Origin of the sequence: Cellulomonas sp. URHD0024, from assembly GCF_000426185.1 — a bacterium.
Lineage (GTDB): Bacteria > Actinomycetota > Actinomycetes > Actinomycetales > Cellulomonadaceae > Cellulomonas.
The window spans coordinates 37,254-57,445 of the sequence record NZ_AUEW01000011.1; the positions used below are offsets into that span (position 1 = coordinate 37,254).

A 20,192-nucleotide genomic window follows, 5' to 3' on the forward strand; every position below is an offset into this window, starting at 1 on the left:
GTCTCCTGACCTCGGTCGACGTCCACGCTATTCGTTGTCGCCCCCGGTGGAGATTGTCGCGGCGACCTCACCCTCGGCCGCAGCGTCGCCGGCGTCCGGCCAGACCCAGTCGCGCACCTCGGGCAGGTCGTCGCCGTGCTCGCGCGTGTACTCGCGGGCCCGCAGCCGCTCGTCGACCATCTTCTGCCGAAGGCCCGCCTGGGCCGTCCGCAGCGAGGGCACGTTGTCGATGACGTCGATCACGAGGTGGAACCGGTCGAGGTCGTTGAGCATGACCATGTCGAACGGCGTCGTCGTGGTGCCCTCCTCCTTGTACCCGCGCACGTGGATGTTGGTGTGGCCCGTGCGGCGGTACGTCAGGCGGTGGATGAGCCACGGGTAGCCGTGGTACGCGAAGATCACGGGCCGATCCGGGGTGAACAGGCCGTCGAACTGCGCGTCCGACAGCCCGTGCGGGTGCTCCCGCTCGTCCTGCAGGCGCATCAGGTCGACCACGTTGATCACCCGGACCTTGAGGTCCGGCAGCTCGCGCTTGAGGATGTCCGCCGCGGCGAGCACCTCGAGCGTCGGCACGTCGCCGGCGCAGCCGAGGACCACGTCCGGCTTCTCGCCCGGCACCTCCGTGCCCGCCCACTCCCAGATGCCCAGACCCCGCGTGCAGTGCGCGACCGCCTCGTCCATCGTCAGGAAGTTCGGGGCCGGCTGCTTGCCGGTGACCACGACGTTCACGTACTGACGGCTGCGCAGGCAGTGGTCGTACGTGGACAGCAGGGTGTTCGCGTCCGGCGGGAAGTAGACGCGGACGACCTCGGCCTTCTTGTTCACGACGTGGTCGACGAACCCTGGGTCCTGGTGGCTGAAGCCGTTGTGGTCCTGGCGCCAGACGTGGCTGGACAGCAGGTAGTTGAGGCTCGCGATCGGGCGGCGCCACGGGATCTCGTCGGACACCTTCAGCCACTTGGCGTGCTGGTTGAACATCGAGTCGATGATGTGGATGAACGCCTCGTAGCAGTTGAACAGGCCGTGCCGGCCGGTGAGCAGGTAGCCCTCCAGCCAGCCCTGGCACTGGTGCTCGCTCAGCATCTCCATCACGCGGCCCGCGCGCGCCAGGTGCTCGTCCACGTCCGGGCCGTAGAAGTCGGCGTTCCACTGCTTGTCCGTCACCCCGAACACGGACTGGAGACGGTTCGAGGCGGTCTCGTCGGGACCGAAGATCCGGAAGTTGTCGGGGTTCTGCTTGATGACGTCCGTCAGCCAATCGCCCAGGACGCGCGGGGCCTCGCTGAACGAGCCGCCGGGCGTCGGCACGTCGACCGCGTAGTCGCGGAAGTCGGGGAGGCGCAGGTCCTTGAGCAGCAGGCCGCCGTTCGCGTGGGGGTTCGCGCTCATCCGCAGGTCGCCTTCGGGCGCGAGCGCGCGGATGTCCGCGTGCAGCGTCCCGAACTCGTCGAACAGCTCGCCCACGCCGTAGCTCTCGAGCCAGTCCTTGAGCACCTCGAGGTGCTCCGGGGTGTCCCGGGCGCTGGCCAGCGGCACCTGGTGCGCGCGCCACGAGCCCGTCGTCTTCTTGCCGTCGATGTAGTCCGGTCCGGTCCAGCCCTTGGGCGTGCGGAACACGATCATCGGCCACATCGGACGCTGCTCGCCGTCGCTCGCCTTGATGTCCGCGATCTCGTCGAGGACCTCGTCGAGGATGGTCGCGAACCGGGCGTGGATGCTGATCGCCGACTCGTCGTCGAACCCGGCGACGAACACGTGCGGCTTGTGCCCGTACCCGACCATGAGCGAGTTCAGCTCCTCGTCGCTGATGCGCGCGAGGACCGTCGGGTTGGCGATCTTGTAGCCGTTGAGGTGCAGGATCGGCAGGACGACGCCGTCCTTCTCGACGTTCACGAACTTGTTGGAGTGCCAGCTCGTGGCGAGCGGGCCGGTCTCGGCCTCGCCGTCGCCGACGATCGTGGCGACGAGCAGGTCGGGGTTGTCGAACGCCGCGCCGTACGCGTGGCTCAGGGCGTAGCCGAGCTCGCCGCCCTCGTGGATCGATCCCGGCGTCTCCGGGGCCACGTGGCTCGGGATGCCCCCGGGGAAGGAGAACTGCCGGAACAGCCGGCGCATGCCTTCGGCGTCGTCGGTGATGTCCGAGTAGACCTCGGAGTACGTGCCGTCGAGGTAGGCGCTGGCGACGAGTCCCGGGCCACCGTGCCCCGGACCGATGATGTAGATCGTCGACTGGTTGCGCTCCGCGATCGCGCGGTTCAGGTGCGCGTACAGGAAGTTCAGGCCGGGCGTCGTCCCCCAGTGACCCAGGAGGCGCGGCTTGACGTGGTCGCGTGTGAGCGGCTCCCGCAGCAGGGCGTTGTCCAGGAGGTAGATCTGCCCCACTGACAGGTAGTTGGCGGCACGCCACCACTTGTCGATCCGCGCGAGCGTCGGGCCGTCGACCGGCTGACCGGTGCCCCTGGGCCAGGTGGTGGGATTCGTGGTCGTGGTGCTCATGTGCGTGCGCTCCCCGTGATCACTCGGAGCCGCTGTCGGCTCCGGTGCCAGCCTCGTTGTCGGACGGTGACGCCACCTAGGGCCGTATGACCCGGATGTGCACCCTCGCTCTGCCATACAACCGCAGGTGAGGGCACCCCGCACAGGGGGAGGGCGAACGCCCGCCGAACACCTGGTGACGGTCCCCGCAGGTCGTCGCGTGCCGGACAGCCTCGGATGGGCGACGAGCTGCGGGGTACCGTGAGGCGTGACCGAGCGCGACCTTGTCGAGGGCATGGCTGCGCCGCCGCGCGAGCCTGCTCCGCACGTGTCCAGCTCGTCCAACCCTTCCGGTCCGCAGCCGGCCCAGGCGACGTCCGGCAGGCCGCAGGACGGGGGCCCGACGGCTGCCGCCGCTGCGGCGGTACCCGTGCGTTCCGGGTGGGAGCAGGCCGACCGGCGCCCGCCGACGACGATGCTCCGCGCCGCCCTTCGCCCTCGGATGCTCGTCATCCTGGTCCTGCTGCTCGCCGCCGCCGCTCTGTGCGCCCGGCTCGGCGTCTGGCAGCTCGACCGTGCGCAGGTTCGGGGCGCGTCTGCCGAGGCCCGGCACACCGCCGCTCTCGTCGCCGCGCCGCCGGTGCCGCTGGACACCGTGCTCCAGCCGCAGACGTCGTTCACCGGCCAGCTCGTCGGCCGCAAGGTCGCCGTGACCGGCACCTACGACCCGGCCGGCCAGCTCCTCGTCCCCGGTCGTGCGCACGACGGGCAGGTCGGCTACCTCGTCCTGACGCCCTTGCGCGTCGCCGCCGACGACTCGCCGGTCCTACCGGTCGTGCGCGGCTGGGTCGCGTCGCCCGCCGACGCAGACGTCCCGCCGACCGGTCCCGTCGACGTCGTCGGCTACCTGCAGGCCTCCGAGCAGGCGGGGTCAGGCGTGGCCGACGGGCGGAGCGAGGCGATCAGCTCGCCCGAGCTCCTCAACGCCTGGGGCGGTCCCATCTACACCGGGTATCTCGTGGTGGCGTCGTCGGATCCCGCGCAGTCGTCGGCCGTCCAGATCCTCGAACCGCCGACCAAGCCCGGTTCGGGTCTCAACATCCAGAACCTCGCCTACGCGGCCCAGTGGTGGATCTTCGGTGCGTTCGCGGTCCTGCTCTGGCTCCGTCTGGTGCGCGACGAGGCCCGCGGCGCCTCGGACGGCGTCGACGTTGCCGAAGCGTAGGGCTCGGGCGCCCCGGCCCGTCCTCTCCGTTCCGACCTAGCGCCACGTGGGACGCGAGTGCACTCGTGGGGCAAAGATCGCGCGTTCCTCGTTGACTCCTGGCCCGCTGGTCCCCAGGGGCGCTAGGTCGGTGCGGGCGGCGTCGGGCTCTCGCCTGTCGGGCCGGAGTCGTTCGCGGCGTCAGGCGTTCGGTGGGCGCCGGCGCAGCTGCTTCGTGGCCCGGCGCTGGCGTTCCGACTGGGCTCGGCGCTCGCGTGAGGCCCGGCTCGGACGGGCGGCCTTGCGGATCGGCCCCGGTGGAGCGAGGGCCTCGTCGAGCAGCGCGGCTGCGCGGACCACGGCGGCCTCGCGGTTGCGCAGCTGCGAGCGGTACTCCGAGGCGGCGATGGTGAGCACCTCGCCGCGCAGGCGTGGACGCAGCCGGTCCAGGACCCGGTCCTGCTGGGTCGGCGAGGTCCAGGGGATCCGCGCGAGGTCGACGGAGAGCTCGACCCGCGAGTCGGACGTGTTCACCGACTGGCCGCCCGGTCCACCGGAACGGGAGAACCGCCACGCGAGGGCGTCCTCGGGGACGACGATGCCCCCGCGCAGCTCGAAAGACCCGTACATGCTGAGCATCATCCCCTGGGCGCCCGCGTCCGGGAGGTCCTCACTCGTGCTGCCACGAGTGCCACAGGGCGGCGTAGTCGCCCCCGGCCGCGACCAGGTCGTCGTGGGCACCGATCTCGACGATCCGGCCGCCGTCGACCACCGCCACCCGGTCGGCGTCGTGCGCGGTGTGCAGGCGGTGGGCGATGGCCACGACGGTCCGGCCCTCGAGCACGGCTGACAGCGACCGCTCCAGGTGCCGGGCCGCCCGCGGGTCGAGCAGCGAGGTGGCCTCGTCGAGGACCAGCGTGTGCGGGTCGAGCAGCACGAGCCGGGCGAGCGCGATCTGCTGGGCCTGCGCCGGCGTCAGGGGTGCGCCGCCGGAACCGACCTCGGTGGCCAGTCCGTCGGGCAGCGCCTGGACCCAGTCCCACGCGTCGACTGCCCGCAGCGCCCGCTCGAGCGCCTCGGGTGAGGCGTCGACCTGGGCGAGCCGCAGGTTGTCCGCGACGGAGCCGACGAACACGTGGTGCTCCTGGGTGACGAGCGCGACGTGCCCGCGCAGCTGCTCGAGCGGGAGATCGACGAGCGGCACGCCGCCGACGGAGACCGTCCCGCCGCCCGGCGGGTGGATGCCCGCGAGCATGCGTCCGAGGGTCGACTTCCCCGCGCCCGACGGGCCGACCACAGCAAGGCGCTCACCGACGGCGAGGTCCAGGTCGATCCCGTGGAGCACGTCGTGGCCCTGGCGGTAGGCGTACGTGACGTCCCGGGCGGCGACTGTCTCGTCGACGGGCGTGCCCTCGCGCGCCTGCCGGTCCGGGTCGACGAGCTGCACGCCGACGATCCGGGCAAGTGAGGTCGCGGCCACCTGGATCTCGTCGACCCAGAAGATCAGCTCCCACACCGGCCCGGTGACCTGGTAGGTGTACAGGACGATCGCGGTGACGGCGCCGACGCTCACCATGCCCTGCGACACGAGGTACCCGCCCCAGAGCAGCACAGCGGCCGGCGCCAGGACGAACGTGGCATCGATGCCGGGGAACAGGATCGTGCGCAGCCGCAGCGTCGCCTTCTCGGCCGCGAACGCCTCGGCCAGGTCGGCGTTCACGCGGCTGAGCCGGCGCGGCCCCAGCCGCAGGGCGTCGACGGTTCGTGCGCCCTCGACGGACTCGGTGATCGTGCCGTTGAGCGTCGCGTACGCCGCCGACTCGCGCTGGTAGGCCGGCGTGGCCCGCTTGAGGTACCAGCGCGTGATCAGCAGGAGCGAGGGCACCCCGACGAACATCGCCAGCGCGACGAGCGGCGCGATGAACAGGCACGCGACCACCGTCAGCGTGATCGTGACGACCCCCACGATCACGCGCGGCACCCCGAACCGGACCGCGTGCTGCAGCTTGTTCACGTCGTTGGTCGTCCGTGCGACGAGGTCACCGGTCCCCGCCCTCTCGACGGTCGACAGCGGCAGGGCGGTGACCGCCTCGATGAACTCCTCGCGGAGCTCGGCGAAGACCTCCTCGCCGAAGACCATCGACGTGCGCTGGGCGAACCGCATGAGGACGGTCTGCGTGAGCACGGCCGCGGCGCCGATGAGCACGAGCCTGTCGATGTAGCGGGTCGTCGTCCCTGCCGTGACCGCGTTGACCAGGAGACCGAGGATCAGCGGCCCGGCGAGGCCGGCGGTCGCTGCAAGGGTGTGCAGCACGACGATGCGGAGCAGCGGGCGGCGGTGGCGCCGCAGGAGGACGGTCGCGTAGGCGCGCACGGTCGCCGAGTCGGCGATGGGGAGCTTCATCGGGCCAACGCCTCCTCGTCCATCCGTCGTCCGACGACCTCGCGGTACGCCGGGTCGTCGAGCAGCTCGTCGTGCTGCCCGCGGGCGACGACGACACCGTCCTGCAGGAACGCGACCTCGTCGACGTGGTCGAGCACGAGCGGGCTCGCCGTGACCACCAGCGTCGTGCGGCCGCGGCGGGCGTCGGCGAGCCGTGCCGCGATCCTCGCCTCCGTGTGCGCGTCGACGGCGCTGGTTGGCTCGACGAGCACGAGGATCTCCGGGTCGACGAGCAGGGCGCGAGCCAGCGCGACACGCTGACGCTGGCCACCCGACAGCGAGCGTCCCTTCTCGGGCAGGTCACCGTCGAGGCCGTCGGGCACGGAGTCGAGGACGTCGTGCGCGTCGGCGGTCGCGATCACGCGCAGCAGGTCGTCGCGTGAGGCGCTGCCGTGGACGTCCAGCGCGCCGCCCAGCGGTCCGGAGAACAGCTGCGGTGTCGCCTCGGCCACGACGATCCGTGCGCGTACGGCGTCCTTGTCGAGGTCGCGGAGAAGCACGCCGCCGAGTCGCACCGGCGTCTCGCGCTCCGCGAGGTCGTCGAACCGTCCGAGCCGCGTCGCCAGGCGCGCCGACTCGTCCGGGTCGGCGCTCACGAGCGCGAGCACGCGACCGGCGTCGACGACGAGCCCGCTGACCTCGTCGACGAGCGGGACGTGGGAAGGCGGCAGCGGCGCACGGCCCGGCTCCGAGCCGGTCGACGGAACCACCTGGAGCACCTTGATCACCTTGGCGGCGCCGATGTGCGCGCGCGTTGCGGCCTGCAACGTCTGCGTGGCGTTCTGCACGGGCCAGGCCAGGAACGCGGCGAACCCGTACGTCGCGACCAGCTGCCCGGGCGTCAGCGTGCCGGCCTGCGCCATGTGCGCACCCATCCAGATGAGCACGACCACGAAGCTGCCCGGCAGGAGCACCTGCAACGCGTCGAGCACCGACTGCGTCCGGGCCACCTCGACGCCTCGGCGGCGCGTCTCCTGCGACTGGGCGCGGTAGCGACCGGTGAACACGGACTCGCCGCCGATGCCGCGCAGGATGCGCAGGCCGGAGACCGTGTCAGCGCCCAGAGTCGTCAGCCGACCGGACGCCTCACGCTGTGCGGCCTGCCGCCGTTGCAGCGGCTTGACCAGCAGGCCGAGGGCCGCCGCGACGGTCGGCAGACCGAGGATGACGACGAGGCCGAGCGGCACGGACACGCGCAGCATGAGCACCGCGACGACCCCGTAGGCGACGAGGCTTCCCAGGAAGTTGGCGGCGAGAGCGTAGACCTCGCCGATCCGCAGGGCGTCGTTGGCGACCGCCGAGACCACCTCGCCGGTCGGGAGCTCTGCGGTGATCGCGTGGCCGCTGCGGGACACGGTCCGCCCGACGAGCTGCGAGGACGTGAAGGCAGCGCGGAGCCAGTTGGCGATCTCGAACCGGTGGGTCAGCGCTCCGGCGACGATCACGACCAGCCCGAGAGCGAGCAGGCTGGCGCACGCGCGCCAGAGCTCAGGTCCGAACCCGTGCTCGAGACCGTCGTCCACAGCACGACCGACGATGTAGGGCGTCACTGCCTGGGAGGCGAACACCGTGACCCCGAGCAGCACGGCGACCAGCAGGATGCCCCACTGCCGACGCGCCAGCCACCAGAGCAGCGCCCACGGCCCGCTCGTCGGCGGGGTGCCGGGGTCAGCCAGGGGGAGTGAACGCACGAGCAGCAACGTTACGGGCCGGTACCGACAAGCACCGAAGCCTTATCCGACCCGACGGTCGACGTGGCGACGTGGACGTCGGCGCGACCCGTGTCGGCGCCCGACTACCCTTGACCCGTGACGCAGACGCCCCCGCCGCCCGCCACCACGGACCACCGCCCGGTCCTCGTCGTCGACTTCGGAGCCCAGTACGCGCAGCTGATCGCGCGACGCGTGCGCGAGGCCAACGTCTACTCGGAGATCGTTCCGCACACCGCCTCGGTGCAGGACCTGCTGGCCAAGAACCCCGCCGCGATCATCCTGTCGGGCGGCCCGTCGTCCGTGTACGCGACCGGTGCACCGTTCGTCGACCCGGCTCTGTTCGAGGCCGGCGTCCCCGTGCTCGGCATCTGCTACGGGTTCCAGGCGATGGCGGCGGCGCTCGGCGGGACGGTCGCGCAGACCGGGCAGCGCGAGTACGGCGGCACGGCGGTCTCGGTCACGTCCGCAGGGACCGTGCTGTCCGGGAGCCCCGAGAACCAGACCGTCTGGATGAGCCACGGCGACGCGGTGCACGCGGCACCCGAAGGCTTCGAGGTCCTCGCGACGTCGGCCGGAAGTCCCGTCGCTGCGTTCGAGGACCGCACGCGGCGCCTCTTCGGCGTGCAGTGGCACCCGGAGGTCAAGCACTCCCCGCTCGGGCAGAAGGCGCTCGAGAACTTCCTGTACGAGGGCGCGGGCCTGGCGCCCGACTGGAACGCCGGCAACGTCGTCGCGGAGCAGGTGGAGAAGATCCGTGCGCAGGTCGGGTCGGCCCGCGTGATCTGCGGGCTGTCGGGCGGAGTCGACTCCTCGGTCGCCGCGGCGCTGGTGCAGAAGGCCGTCGGAAGCCAGCTCACCTGCGTGTTCGTCGACCACGGCCTGCTGCGGTCGGGCGAGGCCGAGCAGGTCGAGAAGGACTTCGTCGCCGCCACGGGCGTCCAGCTCAAGGTCGTCGACGCGCGTGACAGGTTCCTGCGCGCGCTCGCCGGGCACACCGATCCGGAGACCAAGCGCAAGATCATCGGTCGCGAGTTCATCCGGGTCTTCGAGGACGCAGCCCGCGAGATCGTGGAAGGCAGCGACGAGGAGGTCAAGTTCCTCGTCCAGGGCACCCTCTACCCCGACGTCGTCGAGTCCGGCGGCGGCGAGGGCGCGGCCAACATCAAGTCGCACCACAACGTCGGCGGGCTTCCCGACGACCTGCAGTTCGCGCTCGTCGAGCCGCTGCGCACCCTGTTCAAGGACGAGGTCCGCGCGGTCGGCCTCGAGCTCGGCGTGCCCGAGGGCATCGTGTGGCGCCAGCCGTTCCCGGGCCCGGGCCTGGGCATCCGGATCATCGGCGAGGTGACCGCCGAGCGCCTCGACATCCTGCGGGCAGCGGACGTCATCGCCCGCGAAGAGCTGACCCGGGCCGGCCTCGACCGCGACATCTGGCAGTGCCCGGTGGTCCTGCTGGCGGACGTCCGGTCGGTCGGCGTCCAGGGCGACGGCCGCACCTACGGCCACCCGGTCGTGCTGCGGCCCGTCTCGTCCGAGGACGCGATGACCGCGGACTGGACCCGCCTGCCGTACGACGTCCTGGCCACGATCTCGACCCGCATCACGAACGAGGTCCCGGAGGTCAACCGGGTGGTCCTCGACGTCACGAGCAAGCCGCCGGGCACGATCGAGTGGGAGTGATCTGCCCCGCGCGTGGGGGAGAATCGCCGCATGACTGAGTCCGTTGCGACGAACACCAAGGCGCAGGCCTGGCCGCGCAAGGCTGCGGGGGCCGCGCTTCGGTACCGGATCATGGCGTGGGCCACCGGCACGATGCTGCTCCTGCTCTGCCTCGAGCTGATCCTCAAGTACGGCTTCCACGCCAACGGCGTCGGTGCGGACGGACACCCGAACCCGGTGATCGGCGCCTGGGTCGCCTATGCGCACGGCTGGTTGTACGTCGTCTACCTCCTCACGGTCTTCGACCTGTGGTCCACGATGCGCTGGCGGCTCGGTCGCCTGGCCACGATGGCCGCGGCGGGCGTCGTGCCCGCCATGTCGTTCATCCTGGAGCGCAAGGTCCACACGCAGGCCGCTGCCCGTATCGAGGCCGCGACCGCCGCCCAGGCCTGACGTGCTGATCACCCACGTCAGCGACTGCTTCGCGCCGCGCACCGGCGGCATCGAGTCGCAGGTCGGCGACCTCGCCGCGCGGCAGGCGGCCGCGGGCCACGAGGTGCACGTCCTGACCGCCACGCTCGGCGAGGCCGGAGAGCGCGGCGGCGTGGTGGACCTGGAGAACGGCGTCCACGTCCACCGGCTCGGCGCGCGGCTGCCGTTCGACCTGCCCGTGAACCCCGTCGGTCCCCGGCTGCTGCGCGACGCCTACCGGTCCCTGCGGCCGGACGTCGTCCACGTGCACGCGGGGGTGCTGTCGCCGTTCGCGTTCGACGGTGCCCGGATCGCGCAGGACCTCGGCCTGCCCATGGCGATCACCTGGCACTGCATGCTCGACGGCGTCGTCGGACCGTTGCGTACCGTCGTCGGCCATTCTCGCTGGAACCGCACGTCGGCGGCGCTGAGCGCGGTGAGCACCGAGGCGGCGTCCCGGGTCCGCGAGGTCTTCGCGGCTGAGGTGTCGGTCCTCCCGAACGGCATCGACCTCGCTGCGTGGGGGCCGGCCCAGCGCACACCCGTCGCCGACGGCCCGCTCAGGCTCGTCTCGACGATGCGGCTCGCTCCGCGCAAGCGTGGGGTCCAGCTCGTCGAGCTCGTCGGCACGGCGGCGCGCCGGCTCGCTCCACCCGGGGTGCGGCTGTCGATCATCGGCTCCGGTCCGGCGCAGGCTCGGATCGCGGCGGCCGTGTCTGCACAGCGGCTCGGCGACATCGTCGAGCTGCGGGGTCGTCTGACGCGTCAACAGGTGCGTGCGGCGTACGCGGACGCGGACGTCTTCCTCGCCCCGGCGGAGCTCGAGGCCTTCGGGATCGCGGCGCTCGAGGCTCGAACGGCCGGTCTGGTCGTCGTCGCGCGACGGGGCACCGGCGTGGCGGAGTTCGTCGAGGACGGGGTCGACGGGTTCCTGGTCTCCGACGACGACGCGATGGCGGACGTCATCGTGCGCCTCGCGTCGGAGCGGTCCCTCCTCGACGCCATCGTCGCCCACAACCGGTCGACAGCGCCCGCCTTCGGGTGGGACCGCGTGCTGGCCGTAGCCGACGCCGAATACGCTCGCGCCCGCTCCCTGGCGCGCATTGCCTGATCAGGCGCACCACCGAATCCATAGGTTACGGGCATTCCCCGACATTTCTCGCTAACGTGTTCGTGTTCGGTTTCTTCTGGCATGAGCTGCGGCGCTCATCTGGCCCGTCACGGGTCCGGCTCCACCGCGGCGGGACTCGGAAGGGTAGAAATGACGACGACGACTGAGGTCGCAGGGTCCAAGGGGGTCCGCGTCATCGGGCTCCTCACATTGATCGCAGGCATCATCTTCATCATTGCCGGCGGTATCACGTGGGGGTCTGTGTCCAGCAACCTCGCGGCAGAGAAGATCACGGTCTCCGACGACGCGCAGCACTTCGGCGGACAGCTCGTCGACACTCCGTGGGAGGCCTGGTTCCAGGCCGACATCATCAACACGCACGCCCTGCACGCTTCCGAGGGCAAGACCTACGCCGAGCTGCCGCAGGACGACCCGAAGCGCGAGACCGTCATGACGGCCTCGTTCCTGCGGGCGTCGCTGTTCACCTCCGTCGTCGCCTTCGGGGTGGCTGCGCTGGTCGTCGGGCTCGGCGTGATCTTCATCCTGATCGGCTGGGCGCTCCGGCGCATCGGCCAGGGCCCGGCCGCAGCCGCGACCGCCACACCCGCCGCCGCCCGGCCGGCTCCGGCCGCGACGGCACCTGCGCCGGCTGCAACCCGGCCGACCACGGCTACGGAGCCGCCCGCCGCGCCGCCCGCCGCACCGACGGCCTGACGCACGCCGACGTCCGGTCCCCGCGACCGGGACCGGACGTCGGTGGTCAGTGTCGGGCGCGACGAGCGCCCGAGACGATCGATCCGACCAGCAGCGCGGTACCGGCCGCTGCCAGCAGGATGATCAGCGCCAGCTGGTAGTCGATGCGGGCGCCGGAAGCCCATGCGATCACGCCGAGACCGCATGCGGCAAGGATCAGGCCCCACACCACCGTGCCGACGCGGAGCCTGCGCGGTTGGGGCTCGGGGTCGGTGGTCGCGGCGACCATCGTGGGTGCGGGCTGGGTCCACGCAGGCGGTGTCGAGCCGGCCGTGAACAGGTCGAACGGGTCCGGCGCGTTCCGGGCCGGCGTGTCGTCGACCACGGGCTCGGTCGCGGCGGTGACCGCCTCGCTCGTCGTCGCTCCGGGCCGTTCCTCGGTATCGGCCTGCTCGAGCGCCACAGTGTCGACGACCGGGTGGTACGCCGCCGTCCCGGCCGGGTCGACGCCCTGTGCGTCGGGGTCTTCCACGACCAAGCTCTCGGCGACCGGATCCGGAACCGACGCCTCGGCGACCGGATCCGGAACCGACGCCTCGGCGACCGGATCCGGCACTGCCGCCTCGTCGGCCGGATCCGGAACCGACGCCTCGACGGCCGGGTCCGGCACTGACGCCTCGCCGCTCGAATCGGCCACCAACGGTTCGTCGACCGCGGAGTCCTGCTGGGATGTCTCGACGGGGCCGTCGGGCGACGGCTGGTCGTCGGGGGTGTGCTTCTCGGTGGTCATGGGGTCTCCTGCCCGGACGGGGTCGGCATCGCCGGACGAATGGCCGGCGGCCCGTCGACGATGTCGACCTGCCCGGCACCGACGCGGATCTGAAGGTGAAGTGCCGGGTCGTCGCCGCCCCCGGTGGTGAAGTTGCCGTCGTCGATGGCGACGCCGTCCTGCGAGCGGTGCTCGCCCGCCACGTTCCAGGCGATCTGGCCCGCGCCGATGTTGGCGTCGGCGTCGACGTCGACCCCTTCGGGAACGAGGACCGTCAGATTTCCTGCGGCCAGGGCGATGGGGACGACGAGGGTCTGATCCGTCATCGGGACGTCGGTCAGGTCGACGGTGACGTCGCCGAATCCCATCGACCAGCCCTGCGACGCCTCCTGGCGGCTGGTAGCTGTGACGTCCGAGGCGTTGAACTGGCGCTCGCCGTCGTTCTGCCAGAACGAGCTCGTGCTCGTCACGACGCCGAGCGGAACGGAGGCCAGCAGGCCCAGGACCGCGAGCCCTCCGAGCGCCCCGCTGGTGCGGCCGCGCAGACCCGAGACGATGATGCCGAGGCCTGCCAGGACGATCGCGACGCCGAGGGCGGTCAGTGCGACCGGACCGTCGAAACCAGCGGTCCGCTCCGCGATCAAGAGGGCGGCGAGCGTCAGGAGGCTCAGGGCGACGACCACCCCGACGGTCCCCGCGCCGGCTCCGGGTGTCCGCGGCTTCGGTGGCCGCGGGGGCTGCGGGGGACGGTGGTGCTTCGGGGGCACCGGCGGTGGTGGCGGCGGCGTGTACGCGGGAGTCGTATGGACGGGGGCTGCGTACACGGGCGGCGTGTAGGGAGGTGCTGAGCCGACGGGTGCTGTGGAGACCGGCGGTGCCGAAGCGGTCGTGGGGTAGGTCGGAACGTCGTCCCGCGGGCCAGAAGTTGTGGTCGTCGTCGGCGTCGGCGTCGGCGTCGGGAAGCCGTACGGCTGACGCACGGGCCGCGGGTTCTGGTTCACCACGACCAGCACGACCGCAACGATGCCGGCGACGAACAGCATCCACAGGAGACCCTGGACCCATCCCGGAGGCCCCCAGAAGAAGAACCAGGTGTCGCCCCTGCCGAATCCCACGAGCGTGAACGCGAGGGCGCCGAGCAGGGCGATGTCGAAACGTCCCAGGACCATCTCCTCGAGGTGGATCCGGCCGTCGCGCCGCTCGGGGAGCAGGGCCCAGGCGATGCCGTAGGCCACCAGACCGAGGCCACCGAGCAGCAACGACGCCGCGAAGATGCCGCGCACGAGCAGCGGGTCGATGCCGAACCGGTCCGCTGTGCCCGCGCTGACACCGGCGACCCAGCGGTCGTCGGCACGCGTGATGCCGAGGCGACGCACCGCGGCGAAGAAGCCGTCGGTGGGGCGGGCCGCGGGCGGCGCCGGTTCCTCGGGTGTGGGGGGAGTGCTCGTGTCCATGTGTCGATCCTGGTCGTCGCGCCGCACCTGTGACATCGGGTGTGCCCCTGAGACGACCCTGAACCTGGGGGCCGGCAGCCCTGACGTGGCCCCGAGAAGCACCCCTGGGGCTCGTCGGGCATGTGACGATCGGACCGTGCACCCCGCCGAACCTCTCGTCGCCCCACGACGACTCCCGCTGCGCCGCCCGGAGCGCGGGCGCTGGTTCGGCGGCGTCGCGCTGGGCCTGGCGGCGCACCTCGATCTACCCGTCGGCCTCGTGCGGCTCGCGTTCCTCGTCCTGACACCCGTGGCGGGCATCGGGCTGATGCTCTACCTGTTCTGGTGGCTCTCGATCCCCGTCGGCGATCCCGCCGACGCCGCACAGGGCGTGCGGCCGAGCACCCTGACGCGGTTGGCGCGGCGGCAGAACCTCGTCGAACCGGGCCGACGGGTCCCCGTCACCGACATCGCCATCGGCGCTCTGCTCGTCGTCGCGGCCGTGCTGCTGATCGCCGTGCGTGCGGGCGCCGACGTGCAGGTGGACTGGCTGCTGCCGGCGCTCATCGTGCTCGCCGGTCTGTGGCTCGCGTGGAGCCAGCTCGACGCGGCGCAGCGCGACCGGCTCCGGGACCGCGCCGGCGGTCGCACTCCGGTCAGCGTGGTGCGTGTTGCCGGCGGCATCCTGCTGGCCGGCGTCGGGGTCCTCCTGCTGATCGGCATGGCCTCTGGCCAGGGCGTCGAGCCGGCGACGCTCGCTCAGTCGATCATCGCGGCGATCGTCATGCTGGGCGGAGTGGCGCTCGTGCTCACCCCGTGGTGGCTCCGGCTGGTGCGCGAGCTCGGCGACGAGCGCGCCGCCCGCGCCCGGGAGTCCGAGCGGGCCGACATCGCGGCCCACCTGCACGACTCCGTGCTGCAGACGCTCGCGCTCATCCGGCTCCGTGCCGACGACCCTGCGGAGGTCGCGCGGATGGCGCGTGCGCAGGAGCGTGAGCTGCGTGAATGGCTCTACGACGACCGTCCGGCCCCCGGGACGTCGGTCGCGGCATCGCTGCGGGTGGTCGTCGCGGAGGTCGAGGACTCCCGTTCCGGACCGTCAGGGGATCCGGTCGCGATCGACTCGGTGGTCGTCGGGGACCGCGTGCCGGACGCCGACACCGAGGCGTTGCTGCAGGCCACCCGCGAGGCGTTGGTCAATGCGGTCGTCCACGGGCGGCCGCCGGTCTCGCTCTACCTGGAAGTCGGGCAGTCGCAGATCGAGGTGTTCGTACGGGACCATGGCGACGGGTTCGACCTCGACGAGGTCGCGTCCGACCGGTTCGGGGTACGCGAGTCGATCATCGGTCGCGTCCGCCGGCGGGGCGGCTCGGCGACGGTGACGTGCCGACCCGGGCACGGGACGGAGGTCCACCTGCTGGTGCCGTTCGCCGTGGGCTCGGGCAGCTCGGCCAGCTCGGGCGGGTTGGGTGCGTCAGGCTCAGGCTCGGACGAAGGAGAGGTGCGATGAGCGAGGTCGTCGATGTGGTGCTGGTGGACGACCACCACATGTTCCGCACGGGCGTGAAGGCGTCGCTGGACGCAGGCGTGCGCGTGGTGGGCGAGGCCGACACCGTCGACGAGGCGATCCGCCTCGTCAGGCAGCTGGCGCCGCCGGTGGTCCTGCTCGACGTGCACCTGCCCGGCGGTGACGGCGGTGGCGGCGCCGAGGTCATCCGCGCCTGCACCGACCTGCTGGGTTCGACGAGGTTCCTCGCCCTGTCGGTATCCGACGCCTCCGACGACGTCGTGGCGGTCATCCGTGCGGGTGCTCGCGGGTACGTCACCAAGAACATCGACGGCACGGACCTGTCCGACGCCGTCCGCCGGGTGGCGGGTGGGGACGCGGTCTTCTCGCCCCGGCTGGCCGGGTTCGTGCTCGACGCCTTCGGGTCGACGGCCGGCGACGTGGCGATCGGGGACGACGAGCTCGACCGCCTCTCCGCCCGTGAACGAGAGGTCATGCGCCTGATCGCGCGCGGCTACTCCTACCGCGAGGTCGCGTCCGAGCTGTTCATCTCGATCAAGACCGTCGAGACCCACGTCTCCGCCGTCCTGCGCAAGCTCCAGCTCTCCAGCCGCCACGAGCTGACCCGCTGGGCCGCCGCCAGGCGCCTGCTGTAGCAGGCAAGCCGGTGCGTGGCCGCACGGTGGCTGTTTCGCCGGACGACCCTCGCGTACCGAGCCTGTCGGGCTGAGGGGATTCGGGTGCGAAGGCGACGACCCCGCCGTCCGCGCTGCGGTCGACGCGCGGGCGGCGAGGTCGTCACTCGGTCAGCTACGTGCCCACTTCTGGTTGGTCGCGCCGGTGCAGGTGGCGATCCGGAGCTTGGTGCCGTTCGCGGTGCCGTGGCTGGTCGCCTCGAGACACCTGCCCGAGGGCACCCCGACCACCGTGCCGTCCGCATTCACGGTCCACTGCTGGCTGGTGCCGCCGGTGGCGCAGTCCCCGATGATGGCGGCCGAGCCGTCCGCGGTGCTGCCACCGCTGACGTCGAGGCACTTGCCGAGCACCGTCAGCTGGTTGCTCGCGGTCGCCGTGAACTGCTGCGCACCGGTGCCGTTGCAGTCGTACAGCTGGACTGCGGCGCCGTTGACGGCGTTCGCGCCGGGAACGTCGACGCAGCGACCGGACTCAGCGCCACGCAGCACGCCGACGACGGGGGTGACCGGGGTGGTGCCCCCGGCGCCGTAGACGTTCAGCTCCGCGATCGACCACCAGGAGCTGGCTGCCCCGGTCTGCACGACGCGGATGTAGCGGGCGTTCTGGGTGGGGAAGGTCGTCGAGACGAGCGCGCTGCTTCCCGTGCCGGTCGCTACCGCGGAGCCCCACGACGCACCGTCGTTCGAGACGAACACCTGGTACCCCCGCGGATAGTCGGCCGCGCTTCCCCCGGCGTCGAGGTCGATACGGCCGAACGGCTGGACGGAACCGAGGTCGATCGTCACCGACTGCCCGTTGGCCATCGGGACGCCGGTGGACCAACGGGTCGTGAGACTTCCGTCGATCGCGCGAGCGGGGACGTCGCCGCCGCCTGTCGACGACGCGGTGACGGTCCAGCCCGCCCGCGGCAGCGGGGTGCTCGGGTCGGTGCCACCACCACCACCACCGCCACCGCCGCCCGTGTCGGAGCCGGGCACGGTCCCCGTGAGCCGGATGTCTCGCGAGGACGAGCCCACGGACACCGTCTGGGTGCCGGGCGCCTTGGTCCACGAGCCGGCCCAGTACTGGAAGCTGCGGGCGTCGAGCGTGACGGTGGCGCGCTGCGTCTGACCCGGGTTGAGCTGGATCCGTGAGAAGCCGCGCAGGTTCCGCGGTGCCTCGCCGGCGGCCGACGGCTGCGTGACGTAGACCTGGGCGACCTCGGCGCCGGCGCGCGTGCCGGTGTTGGTGACGTCGAACGAGACGGCGACGTTGCCGGCACCGTCCGGGGCGCCGACGGTGAGGTTGCCGTAGCCGAACGTCGTGTAGGACAGGCCGAACCCGAACGGGAAGGCCGGTGCGATCGCCTTGGAGTCGTACCACCGGTAGCCGACGTTGATGCCCTCGGAGTACTGGACGGTGCTGGTCCCGGGGAACTGTGCCGCGGTGTTCGCGGGGACGTCGGCCAGCGACTTCGGGAACGTGACGGGCAGCTTGCCGGAGAAGCTGCTGTCCCCGAAGAGCAGGGACGCCAGCGCGTTGCCGTAGTCCTGACCCGGGTACCAGGCCTCGACGATCCCGCGTACCGAACCGGCCCACGGCATCGTCACGGCCGACCCGCTGTTCACGACGACGACCGTGTTCGGGTTCGCGGCGGCGACGTCGGCGATGAGCTGGTTCTGCGCTGCCGGGAGCTCGATGTCGCCGACGTCCGAGCCCTCGGACTCGAACTTGTTGGCGAAGACGACGGCCACGTCGGCTGTCCGTGCCGTGGCGATCGCCTGGTCGCGCAGGCTCTGGCCGGCCACCTGCCAGCCGAGCGTGAGGTTGGAGCCGCCGCCTGCCTGGAAGTAGTCGACCTGGATGGTGACGGCCTGGCCGGCGGTCAGGTTGATGGTGCCGGTCCTCGTGGTGGACGCCTGGGCGTTCCACATGTCGACGATCTTCTGGCCGTTGACGAACAACCGGCTGCCGTCGTCGCTGGTCAGGGAGAACGTGTAGGTGCCCGTGGTGGGCGGCGTGACCTTGCCGGTCCAGCGGCCGGACCAGTTCACGCCTCCCAGGCCGGCGACGGGCGCCGAGCCGTTCCAGCTGTAGTCGACGGCGGGCTCCACGCGGGTGCTCGCGGTGGGCGAGGCCTGCGTCGTGTTGTTGAAGTAGTCGACCGTCAGGCCGTGGCCCGTGCCGGAGACAGGTGTCAGGTAGCTGGTGTCGATGGCGGGCAGTGCGCCGTCGGAGCCCCCGGAGCCGGGTGCGTACGTGACGTTGACCGCGCTCCCGGCGCGCGCCCTGAGCCCGTCGAGCGGGCTGACCGTGCCGGACGGGTTGACGTTCGCGCTGCCTCCGCCCTGGTACATCGCGCCGCTCCCGCCTCCGGAGCCGATCACCGCGACGTTCTTGGTCGCTGACGTGAACGGCAGGACGCCGTTGGCGTTCTTCAGCAGGACCGAGCCCTGGGTGGCCACCTGGCGGGCGACCGCGACGTGGGCGGGCGTCGTGACGACCGCGCCGGTGCTGCCGACAGGCGCCCGGTCGAACAGGCCGCGCCGGAACATCGACGTCGTGATGCGCTTGACCTTGTCGTTGATCGTGGCCATGGAGACCTGGCCGTTGTTGACGGCCGTCGTCAGCGGTCCGCCGAAGAAGCGGGCGTCCGGCATCTCCATGTCGAGCCCGTTGGTGGCGGATGCCACGGTGGAGTGGGTGGCACCCCAGTCGGAGGTGACGAAGCCCTTGAAGCCCAGGTCGCCCTTGAGGATGCCGTTCAGGGTCGGGGCGGACTCGCAGGCGTACGGGCCGTTGATGAGGTTGTACGAGCACATCGCCGAGTCGACGCCGCCCTTGACGGCCGCCTCGAACGCGGGGGTGTAGATCTCGCGCATCGCACGGTCGCCGACGACCGCGTTGACGCCCATCCGGTTGGACTCCTGGTTGTTCGCGACGTAGTGCTTGACCTGCGCCATGACGCCCTGGCCCTGTACGCCCTGGATGTCGGCGACGCCGATCTGGCCCGCCAGGTAGGGGTCCTCCCCGAACGACTCGAACGCGCGGCCCCAGCGGGGGTCGCGGATGATGTTCACGGTCGGGCCGAGCTGGACGTTCGTGCCCTTGCCCTTCTGCTCCGCGCCGATGACGTCGCCGTACTGCCGCATCAGCGCCGTGTCCCAGGTCGCAGCGCCTGCGACGGGTGCGGCCAGCTGCGTGACGCCGGTGAACCCGTCGCCGGGTCCCACGGGGCCGTCCTGGAGGTGCAGCGCCGGGATGCCCAGGCGGGTGTTGGCGTCGATGCAGCCCGCATAGCCGCACGAGGTGCCACCGTGCAGCATCGTCAGCTTCTCGGCCGTCGTCATGGCGGCGACCAGGAGGTCCGCTCGTGCCTCGGGCGTCAGGCTCGTGTTGGTCCAGGGCTCACCGGCGGCGACAGCAGCAGGCGCGGCGACGAGCGTGGCGGCGGCCAGCACGCTGAACGCGGCTACGGCTGCGGCCGCGGCTCGACGGAAGGTGGATGCGCGTGGGGACATGGTTCAGCTCCGTTGCCGAATGGGTGTCGGTACGGCGACCCCGCGCGGTCGCAGCGCTCCCCGCCATTGGGAAGCGCCCCGACAGCATCCCCGAAAACTCGACAAAGGGGAACTGCGGATTTATCTGACTCAGCGTCAGATAGGCTCTCCCGCATGGATCTCGTCTACGAGCTACTCGTCGTCCTCCACCTCCTCGGCTGGGCCATCGTGCTCGGCGGCACGCTCGTGAGCCTGCGCCAGCCACGGATCGCGCCCGGCGTCCTGCATGGCATGCTGACGGCGCTCGTGACCGGGATCGTCCTCGCCGGGCTCGCGTCGGCCAAGGTCGGGACCGACCACGAGCCGCCCAGCGCCAAGCTGGCCGTCAAGCTGGTGATCGCCCTCGTCGCGACGTTCCTCGTGGTGCGTGGGGTGCGCAAGCCCGCCGTCGTCACCGCGGGATACCTCGGTGCGATCGCCGGCCTCGTCGTGGTCAACGTGGGAATCGCCGTCATCTGGCACTGATCTAAGGTCCTCTCC

At 71.7% G+C, this 20,192-nt stretch carries 15 protein-coding genes; 8 read left to right on the top strand and 7 right to left on the bottom strand.

Annotation, left to right across the window (positions count from 1 at the left end):
* Nucleotides 1–27 precede the first annotated feature (27 nt).
* Nucleotides 28–2,496 (bottom strand): phosphoketolase, encoded by a 2,469-nt coding sequence (locus I847_RS0112545; RefSeq protein ID WP_028049975.1) that lies wholly within the window; start codon nucleotides 2,494–2,496, stop codon nucleotides 28–30.
* 247 nt (nucleotides 2,497–2,743) lie between these two features.
* On the opposite strand from I847_RS0112545, the gene I847_RS23545 reads away from it, so the two are divergent.
* On the top strand, nucleotides 2,744–3,700 hold the full coding sequence (locus I847_RS23545) for an SURF1 family protein (RefSeq protein WP_231384209.1): 957 nt from the start codon (nucleotides 2,744–2,746) through the stop codon (nucleotides 3,698–3,700).
* Nucleotides 3,701–3,880: 180 nt separating this feature from the next.
* Here the strand turns inward: I847_RS23545 and arfB are convergent, their stop codons facing one another.
* Genes arfB through I847_RS23550 form a run of 3 tightly spaced genes read right to left on the bottom strand, consistent with a single transcriptional unit; the run spans nucleotide 3,881 to nucleotide 7,813 of the window.
* Nucleotides 3,881–4,309: an alternative ribosome rescue aminoacyl-tRNA hydrolase ArfB gene (gene arfB, locus I847_RS0112555; RefSeq protein ID WP_028049976.1), complete on the bottom strand. Its 429-nt coding sequence runs from the start codon at nucleotides 4,307–4,309 to the stop codon at nucleotides 3,881–3,883.
* 40 nt (nucleotides 4,310–4,349) lie between these two features.
* On the bottom strand, nucleotides 4,350–6,083 hold the full coding sequence (locus I847_RS0112560; protein WP_028049977.1) for an ABC transporter ATP-binding protein: 1,734 nt from the start codon (nucleotides 6,081–6,083) through the stop codon (nucleotides 4,350–4,352).
* Complete coding sequence (locus tag I847_RS23550) at nucleotides 6,080–7,813, bottom strand: ABC transporter ATP-binding protein (protein ID WP_034610150.1); 1,734 nt, start codon at nucleotides 7,811–7,813, stop codon at nucleotides 6,080–6,082. The genes I847_RS0112560 and I847_RS23550 overlap by 4 nt, the downstream gene beginning before the upstream one ends.
* Nucleotides 7,814–7,930: 117 nt before the next feature.
* Here I847_RS23550 and guaA point away from each other — a divergent pair, with 117 nt between their 5' ends.
* The 4 genes from guaA to I847_RS23555 all read left to right on the top strand — a co-directional run bounded on the left by guaA (nucleotide 7,931) and on the right by I847_RS23555 (nucleotide 11,789).
* A complete protein-coding gene (guaA, locus tag I847_RS0112570; protein ID WP_028049978.1) occupies nucleotides 7,931–9,514 on the top strand; it encodes a glutamine-hydrolyzing GMP synthase in 1,584 nt (527 codons plus the stop codon).
* A gap of 30 nt (nucleotides 9,515–9,544) precedes the next feature.
* Entirely contained in the window at nucleotides 9,545–9,946 is a 402-nt protein-coding gene (locus I847_RS0112575; RefSeq protein WP_028049979.1) for a DUF3817 domain-containing protein, read from the top strand.
* A 1-nt stretch (nucleotide 9,947) separates the two neighbouring features.
* On the top strand, nucleotides 9,948–11,075 hold the full coding sequence (locus tag I847_RS0112580; RefSeq protein ID WP_028049980.1) for a glycosyltransferase family 4 protein: 1,128 nt from the start codon (nucleotides 9,948–9,950) through the stop codon (nucleotides 11,073–11,075).
* Nucleotides 11,076–11,225: 150 nt separating this feature from the next.
* Nucleotides 11,226–11,789, top strand: coding sequence for an aromatic ring-opening dioxygenase LigA (locus I847_RS23555; protein ID WP_081680864.1), 564 nt, complete (start codon nucleotides 11,226–11,228; stop codon nucleotides 11,787–11,789).
* 46 nt (nucleotides 11,790–11,835) lie between these two features.
* Here the strand turns inward: I847_RS23555 and I847_RS0112590 are convergent, their stop codons facing one another.
* Nucleotides 11,836–12,558, bottom strand: a complete 723-nt coding sequence (locus tag I847_RS0112590; RefSeq protein ID WP_028049981.1) for a hypothetical protein — start codon at nucleotides 12,556–12,558, stop codon at nucleotides 11,836–11,838.
* Nucleotides 12,555–13,991, bottom strand: a complete 1,437-nt coding sequence (locus I847_RS0112595) for a PspC domain-containing protein (protein ID WP_028049982.1) — start codon at nucleotides 13,989–13,991, stop codon at nucleotides 12,555–12,557. The genes I847_RS0112590 and I847_RS0112595 overlap by 4 nt, the downstream gene beginning before the upstream one ends.
* A 136-nt stretch (nucleotides 13,992–14,127) precedes the next feature.
* Here I847_RS0112595 and I847_RS23560 point away from each other — a divergent pair, with 136 nt between their 5' ends.
* Together I847_RS23560 and I847_RS0112605 are read left to right on the top strand one after the other, a co-directional pair.
* Nucleotides 14,128–15,480 (top strand): ATP-binding protein, encoded by a 1,353-nt coding sequence (locus I847_RS23560; protein ID WP_034610151.1) that lies wholly within the window; start codon nucleotides 14,128–14,130, stop codon nucleotides 15,478–15,480.
* Nucleotides 15,477–16,133 (top strand): response regulator transcription factor, encoded by a 657-nt coding sequence (locus tag I847_RS0112605; protein WP_028049983.1) that lies wholly within the window; start codon nucleotides 15,477–15,479, stop codon nucleotides 16,131–16,133. Before I847_RS23560 ends, I847_RS0112605 begins: the two co-directional genes overlap by 4 nt.
* Before the next feature lie 150 nt (nucleotides 16,134–16,283).
* On the opposite strand, the gene I847_RS23565 is transcribed toward I847_RS0112605, so the two are convergent.
* Nucleotides 16,284–19,673 carry a glycoside hydrolase family 3 C-terminal domain-containing protein gene (locus I847_RS23565; protein WP_081680868.1) on the bottom strand — a complete coding sequence of 1,130 codons (3,390 nt, stop codon included), beginning with the start codon at nucleotides 19,671–19,673 and terminating at the stop codon, nucleotides 16,284–16,286.
* 153 nt (nucleotides 19,674–19,826) lie between these two features.
* Between I847_RS23565 and I847_RS0112615 the strand changes: the two genes are divergently transcribed.
* Complete coding sequence (locus tag I847_RS0112615; protein WP_028049984.1) at nucleotides 19,827–20,177, top strand: hypothetical protein; 351 nt, start codon at nucleotides 19,827–19,829, stop codon at nucleotides 20,175–20,177.
* Nucleotides 20,178–20,192: the final 15 nt, after the last annotated feature.